Origin of the sequence: uncultured Mycobacterium sp. (assembly GCF_964249325.1) — a bacterium.
GTDB lineage: Bacteria > Actinomycetota > Actinomycetes > Mycobacteriales > Mycobacteriaceae > Mycobacterium.
Genome location: NZ_CAXUCH010000188.1, coordinates 2,191 through 8,679, shown reverse-complemented (window position 1 = coordinate 8,679; position 6,489 = coordinate 2,191). Strand labels below are relative to the sequence as shown.

At 66.8% G+C, this 6,489-nt stretch carries 6 protein-coding genes and 3 pseudogenes (1 of these 9 only partly in view); 6 read left to right on the top strand and 3 right to left on the bottom strand.

The annotated features are described in order from the left end of the window. Positions 1-283: pseudogene (locus ACFE99_RS19125) on the bottom strand (hypothetical protein); the annotation flags it as partial. 54 nt (positions 284-337) lie between these two features. Next, entirely contained in the window at positions 338-1,312 is a 975-nt protein-coding gene (locus tag ACFE99_RS19120) for an o-succinylbenzoate synthase (protein WP_375488005.1), read from the bottom strand. 72 nt (positions 1,313-1,384) lie between these two features. Here ACFE99_RS19120 and ACFE99_RS19115 point away from each other — a divergent pair, with 72 nt between their 5' ends. After that, positions 1,385-1,792 (top strand): YciI family protein, encoded by a 408-nt coding sequence (locus tag ACFE99_RS19115; protein WP_375488003.1) that lies wholly within the window; start codon positions 1,385-1,387, stop codon positions 1,790-1,792. Between the two features lie 43 nt (positions 1,793-1,835). Further along, positions 1,836-3,437, top strand: coding sequence for a fatty-acid--CoA ligase FadD8 (gene fadD8 / locus ACFE99_RS19110; RefSeq protein ID WP_375488002.1), 1,602 nt, complete (start codon positions 1,836-1,838; stop codon positions 3,435-3,437). Between the two features lie 58 nt (positions 3,438-3,495). Here fadD8 and ACFE99_RS19105 read toward each other — a convergent pair whose 3' ends face one another. Further along, a complete protein-coding gene (locus tag ACFE99_RS19105) occupies positions 3,496-4,050 on the bottom strand; it encodes a TetR/AcrR family transcriptional regulator (RefSeq protein WP_375488004.1) in 555 nt (184 codons plus the stop codon). An 84-nt stretch (positions 4,051-4,134) separates the two neighbouring features. Between ACFE99_RS19105 and ACFE99_RS19100 the strand changes: the two genes are divergently transcribed. The 4 genes and pseudogenes from ACFE99_RS19100 to ACFE99_RS19085 all read left to right on the top strand — a co-directional run. Beyond that, positions 4,135-5,058, top strand: a complete 924-nt coding sequence (locus ACFE99_RS19100; protein WP_375488001.1) for an aldo/keto reductase — start codon at positions 4,135-4,137, stop codon at positions 5,056-5,058. Positions 5,059-5,114: 56 nt separating this feature from the next. After that, positions 5,115-5,330 (top strand): annotated as a pseudogene (locus ACFE99_RS19095) (nitroreductase/quinone reductase family protein); the annotation flags it as partial. A 32-nt stretch (positions 5,331-5,362) separates the two neighbouring features. After that, the gene (locus tag ACFE99_RS19090; RefSeq protein ID WP_375488000.1) at positions 5,363-6,265 is read left to right on the top strand and encodes a 1,4-dihydroxy-2-naphthoyl-CoA synthase; all 903 of its coding nucleotides are present in this window, start codon (positions 5,363-5,365) and stop codon (positions 6,263-6,265) included. A 107-nt stretch (positions 6,266-6,372) separates the two neighbouring features. After that, positions 6,373-6,489 (top strand): annotated as a pseudogene (locus tag ACFE99_RS19085) (SDR family oxidoreductase) (it continues 761 nt past the right edge of the window).

The window sequence follows — 6,489 nt, the reverse complement described above, 5'->3', positions numbered from 1 at the left end:
GGCGATGATCTGGGGGTTCTGTCGCGCCGCGTGGACGCCGCGGCCGCCGGGCAGTACGAACGGTGTCGACCGGTTGGCGCGGGTCGGGCAGCGCGGTCGTGGCGAACGTCAGGCCCGTTCGGGTGGCCACCGGTTGTCCGTCGGCCGAAACCAGCACCGGCTGATAGCCGTCGCGGCCGTTCGCGGCCAGGCAGGTGGAGGCCGCGCTGAACACTTCGAACGGCCCGACGGCGTCCAGTGCCTGCATGCCGGGGAAGCCGAGTATCACTACCGAACGCGTCACGGATTTAGTGTCGGGGACGCACCCCTGTGGCGTCTATGACACGTACCCCACAGATCAGGACATGGCTAGTAGCGGATAGCAGGCTTTGACACGCTCGACCCACCACTGCCGCCGCTCTGTCGGGGCGGCGAGCGCTCGCAGGCGTTCGGGGTCAGGGGTGATGGGCCCGATCGGCAGGTAGCCGTCGTGTGGCCTCGTCGGCTCGGCGACGTCCTCCACGAACAGCCCGCCAGTGCCCAGCCCGCAGGCATGGTGCAGCTCCGGCAATGCGGCCGCGGCAGCCAACCCGGCGGCGATCCCGACCGCCGAATCCAGCGCGCTGGAGATCACCACCGGAATGTCGATCTGCGCCGCGATCTCCAGCAGGGCCGAAATGCCGCCCAGCGGAGCAACTTTCAGCACTGCGATATCGGCGGCGCGGGCGCGGACTACGTGTAGTGGATCGTCGGCTTTGCGGATGCTTTCGTCGGCGGCGACGGGGACGTCGACGTGGCGGCGAAGTTCGGCGAGCTCGTCGACGCTGCGGCAGGGTTGTTCGAGGTACTCCAGCGGGCCGGTCGCGGTGAGCGCCTTGGCGGCTTCGACGGCCTGCTCGACGGTCCAGCCGCCGTTGGCGTCGACGCGCACCGTCGGGATCAGCGCGCGGACGGCTTCGACGCGGGCGACATCGTCGGCCATACTCTGCCCGGGCTCGGCGACCTTGACCTTGGCGGTGCGCGCGCCCGGGAAGCGAGCCAGCACCTCGGGCACCTGGGCGGCGGTTATCGCCGGCACGGTCGCGTTGATCGGAATGCGGTCGCGTCGCGGCGGTGGTGGTGGCTGGTAGGCCGATTCGATCGCGGACGCGAGCCAATGCGCCGCCTCCTCCGGCCCGTATTCGAGGAACGGGCCGAATTCCCCCCAGCCGGCGGGACCGTCGATAAGAGCCAGCTCGCGGGTGGTGATGCCGCGGAAGCGCACCCGCATCGGCAACGCCATGACATGCAGGCGATCCAGGATGTCGTCGAGCGGGGGCGGCATGGGTCTTATCGTGCCTTGCGATGAGAAACGTCGCCCCGGCGAGTCGATTGTGGTGAGCCATCCGAACGAGAGGAATTAGCGATGCGCTACATGATGATCATGCGGTCCACTAACGAGGCCCAGGAAGCCGCCAAGGACGTCCCGTTCGACGAGATTCTGACCGCAATGGGCCGCTACAACGAGTCGATGATCGAGGCCGGGGTGTTGCTGGCCGGCGAGGGTCTCGCCGGGCCGGAAGAGGGCTTCGTCGTCGACTTCAGTTCAGACCCGCCGGCGGTCAGGGACGAGCCGTATCGCGGTGAGCTGTTCAACGGGTTCTGGATCATCAGCGTCTCGTCGAAGGGCGAAGCGGTGCAGTGGGCGACGCGTTGTCCGCTCGGCCCGGGCGTGACGCTGGAGGTCCGGCGCGTCCACGAGACGGAGGAGTTCCCGCAGGACAACGCATATGTCCAGAAGGAAGTGCAGCGGCGGGCCGCAGCCAAAAAGTAGGACCGGCTCGGCTAGTTTTGTAACACGTTCTAGTCTTGCCTGCATGAGTGACGAGCTGCTGCGCAATCCCACCCACAACGGGCATCTGCTGGTCGGTGCGCTCAAGCGCCACCGCGACAAGCCGGTGCTGTTCCTCGGTGACACCACCCTGACCGGCGGACAGATGGCCGACAAAATCAGCCAGTACATCCAGGCGTTCGAGGCGCTGGGCGCGGGGACCGGCGCCGCGGTCGGGCTGCTGTCGCTGAACCGGCCCGAGGTGCTGATCATCATCGGCGCCGGCCAAACCCAAGGCTACCGGCGCACCGCCCTGCATCCGCTCGGCTCGCTCGACGACCACGCCTATGTGCTGTCCGATGCGGGGATCAGCTCGCTGATCATCGACCCCAACCCGATGTTCGTCGAGCGGGCGTTGGGGGTGCTGGAGCGGGTCGACTCGCTGAAGCAGATCCTGACCATCGGCCCGGTGCCGGATGCGTTGAAGCATGTGGCCAAGGACCTGTCGGCGGAGGCCGAGAAGTACGAGCCGCGTCCACTGGTGGCCGCCGACCTGCCACCGGATCAAATCATCGGGTTGACCTACACCGGCGGCACGACCGGCAAACCCAAGGGTGTCATCGGCACCGCGCAGTCGATCTCGACCATGACCATGATCCAACTCGCGGAATGGGAATGGCCCGAGCAGCCGCGGTTTTTGATGATCACGCCGCTGTCGCATGCCGGGGCGGCGTACTTCCTGCCGACGTTGGTCAAGGGCGGGCAAATGTACGTGCTGCCCAGGTTCGATCCCGCTGAAGTCCTGAAGACCATTGAGGAAAAGCGGATTACGGCGACATTTGTGGTGCCGTCGATGCTGTACGCGCTGATGGACCACCCGGATTCACATACCCGCGACCTGTCGTCGCTGGAGACCGTGTATTACGGGGCTTCGGCGATCAATCCGGTGCGGCTGGCCGAGGCGATCCGCCGATTCGGCAAGATCTTCGCCCAGAACTACGGTCAGTCCGAGGCGCCGATGGCCATCACCTACCTGGCCAAGGGTGACCACGACGAGAAGCAGTTGACGTCGTGCGGACGCCCAACGCTGTTCGAGCGGGTCGCGCTGTTGGACCTCGACGGCAAGCCGGTGCCGCAAGGCGAAGTCGGCGAAATCTGTGTCAGCGGACCGCTTTTGGCGGGCGGCTACTGGAATCTGCCCGAGGAGACGTCGCGCACCTTTAAAGACGGCTGGCTGCACACCGGCGATATGGCCCGCGAGGACGAGGACGGGTTTTACTACATCGTCGACCGGGTCAAGGACATGATCGTCACCGGCGGGTTCAACGTGTTCCCCCGCGAGGTCGAGGACGTCGTCGCCGAACATCCCGCTGTGGCGCAGGTCTGCGTGGTCGGGGCGCCCGACGAGAAGTGGGGCGAAGCCGTCACCGCAGTGGTGGTGTTGCGGCCCGACGCGCCGCGCGACGACGATGCGGTTGCCAGGATGACCGCCGAGATCCAGGCCGCGGTCAAGGAACGCAAGGGCTCGGTGCAGTCGCCCAAGAGGGTCGTCGTCGTCGACTCGCTGCCGGTGACCGCGTTGGGCAAACCGGACAAGAAGGCGGTGCGCGCGCAGTTCTGGGAAGGAGCCGAGCGGGCCGTCGGCTAGTTTCCTGTCGCCTAACGTGACGCCACAGTCAGGCTCGCGGCCCAGCGTTACTGTGGCGTCACGTTCGTGCGGCCACGCCGGCTACCAGCAGGTCGAGCATGCGGTTGGTCTGCTCGGGTGAGCTGCTGGCCAAAAAGATACCGATCAGGCTGGACACCACATCGTCGGCTTGCACGTCGGAGCGCAGGCTGCCGTCGGTCGCCCCGGCCCGCAGCAGCAGATCGACGGCACCGACGATGCTGTCGCGAGTCTGGCTGGGCGCCATGGCGCCGGAGTCAAAGATCGCGTGCAACGACTCGGCCATCCCGCGCTTGGCGGCCACGAAGCTTGCGTAACGGTCCATCCAGCGTCGCAGGGCAATCTTGGGCGGATGCCGCTTGAGTTGCTGTTCGGCCGCCGCGGCCACGTCAGCGAGCTCGGCACGATAGATCGCCTCGACAAGGGCCTCCCGGTTGGGGAAATGACGGTAGAGCGTGCCGATCCCAACGCCGGCGTCGCGCGCGATCGACTCGAGCGACACCGGTCGCCCCTGCGCGGTAGCGAACGCCGCGGTTGCCACCTCGAGCAACTTCTCCCGGTTTCGGCGCGCATCGGACCGAATTGGTTCGGAGATCAAAACGGAGGCTCCTCCGCTTCTGCTAGGCTGTGGCAAGCGGAGGGTCCTCCGCATTTCTTCAGTGTGGCATGAGGGAGCACCATGACGGACAAACCACAGCCCGGTGGTACCGGGACCATCGGCGCGGCGAATGTTGCCCGCGTCGGCTACGGCGCAATGCAACTGTTCGAGGCGGTGTCGGTCGCGGACGCGGTCGCGGTGTTGCGTCGCGCCGTGGAACTCGGGGTCAACCACATCGACACCGCGTCGTTCTATGGCCCCGGTGAAGTAAACCGACGGATCCGCGAGGCGCTGGCTCCCTACCCCGACGACCTCGTCATCGTCAGCAAGGTCGGTGCGCGATACACCGGCGAACAACCGGTACCCCTGGCCCCTGCGCAAAAGCCCGCCGAGCTACGCGCCGCGGTCGAAGACGATCTGCGCCAGCTCGGCCTCGACTGCGTTCCGGTGGTCAATCTGCGACGCCTCGATCTCGGGCCGGGCCTGCAGGCCGACGGCGACCAGATCGTCGGCCTCGATGACCAACTCGCGGAGATGATCGCGCTGCGCGACGAGGGCAAGATCGGCGGGATCGGCATCAGTGCCGTGCCGTTCGACGTGGTGCAGCGGGCGCTGCCCGCAGGGATCGTGTGCGTGCAGAACCCCTACAGCCTGCTCGACCGCTCGCAAGAGGCCACGCTCGAGTTGTGCGTCGCCGAGAACATCGCCTGGGTGCCGTACTTCCCGCTCGGCTCGTCCTTCCCGGGTTTCCCCAAGGTCGCCGATAACCCGGTGGTGGCCAAGATCGCCGGCGAGCTCGGAGTCACAGCCGCCCAGGTGGGATTGGCGTGGTTGTTGGCGCATGCGCCGAACACGTTGCTGATTCCGGGCACACGGTCGATGGCACACCTCGAGGAGAACCTCGGCGCGGCCTCCGTCACCCTGAGCGCCGACGCGCTGGCACGACTGGACGCCGTCGGTACAACGGAGCCCCGGCCCGATGGTGTCGAGCGCTTTCAGAGGTAACGTCGCTGCCTGTGGGAAGTGGCGCAGCTGTCCGACCGCCGTGGTGGCTCAAGCCGATGAACAAGATATTCATCCGGATGTCGCGGCTGGGCTTCCGATTCGGCGGCGAGGGGCCGGTGGTGTTGACGGTGCCCGGGCGCAAGTCCGGGAAACTGCGCTCGACGCCGGTCAGCCCGATGACCGTGGACGGCAAGGAGTACATCGTCGGCGGATTCCCGGGCGCGGCTTGGGTGGCAAACGTTCGCGCCGCCGCTGAGGCGACGGTGGCCCGCCCGGTGTTCCGTCTGGAGGGAGTCCGAAAGCCTTGAGCGACAATCCTTTTGCTGCCGATGTCTGGCGAGCGGTAGACGGATTCGCCGACCTGACCGACATCACCTACCACCGCCACGTCACCGACCCCACCGTCCGGGTGGCGTTCAACCGCCCGGAGGTCCGTAACGCCTTTCGCCCGCATACCGTCGACGAGCTGTACCGGACGCTTGACCATGCCCGGATGTCGCCCGACGTCGGCGTGGTGCTGTTGACGGGCAACGGGCCGTCGCCCAAAGACGGCGGCTGGGCGTTCTGCTCCGGCGGTGATCAACGCATCCGCGGCCGCAGCGGCTACCAGTACGCGTCCGGCGAGACCGCGGACACTATCGACACCGCGCGCGCCGGTCGGCTGCACATCCTCGAGGTGCAGCGGCTGATCCGCTTCATGCCCAAGGTCGTCATCTGTCTGGTCAACGGGTGGGCCGCCGGCGGCGGGCACAGCCTGCACGTCGTGTGCGACCTCACCTTGGCCAGCCGCGAGCACGCCCGCTTCAAACAGACCGACGCCGACGTCGGCAGCTTCGACGGCGGTTACGGCAGCGCGTATTTGGCTCGCCAGGTGGGTCAGAAGTTCGCCCGGGAAATCTTCTTCTTGGGACGGACCTACACTGCCCAGCAGATGCACGCGATGGGCGCTGTCAATGCCGTCGTCGACCATGCCGAGCTGGAGACGGTGGCGCTGCAATGGGCGGCCGAGATCAACGCGAAATCTCCTCAGGCGCAACGGATGTTGAAGTTTGCGTTCAACCTGCTCGACGACGGGCTGGTGGGACAGCAGCTGTTCGCCGGGGAGGCAACACGTTTGGCGTACATGACCGACGAGGCCGTCGAGGGCCGCGATGCCTTCCTGGAAAAGCGGGCTCCCGATTGGAGCCGGTTCCCGCGGTACTTCTGAGCCTGGGGCGTCCATCGCATCAGCTTGCGCGGGCTCTTCGTGCGCAGAGGTTCCTGCGACATATGTGACCATCTGGGCAAATCGCGCGACTCCTAGACTGCGAGTCCATGAGCAAACGTCCGATGCGCCGAATGCGCGAGGCATTAGCACTGGCCGGGATGCGCCCGCCGATCGCCGAGCAGTTGCTGCTGACCCGGCGCGCGACCAAGCCGGTCGACCTCGAC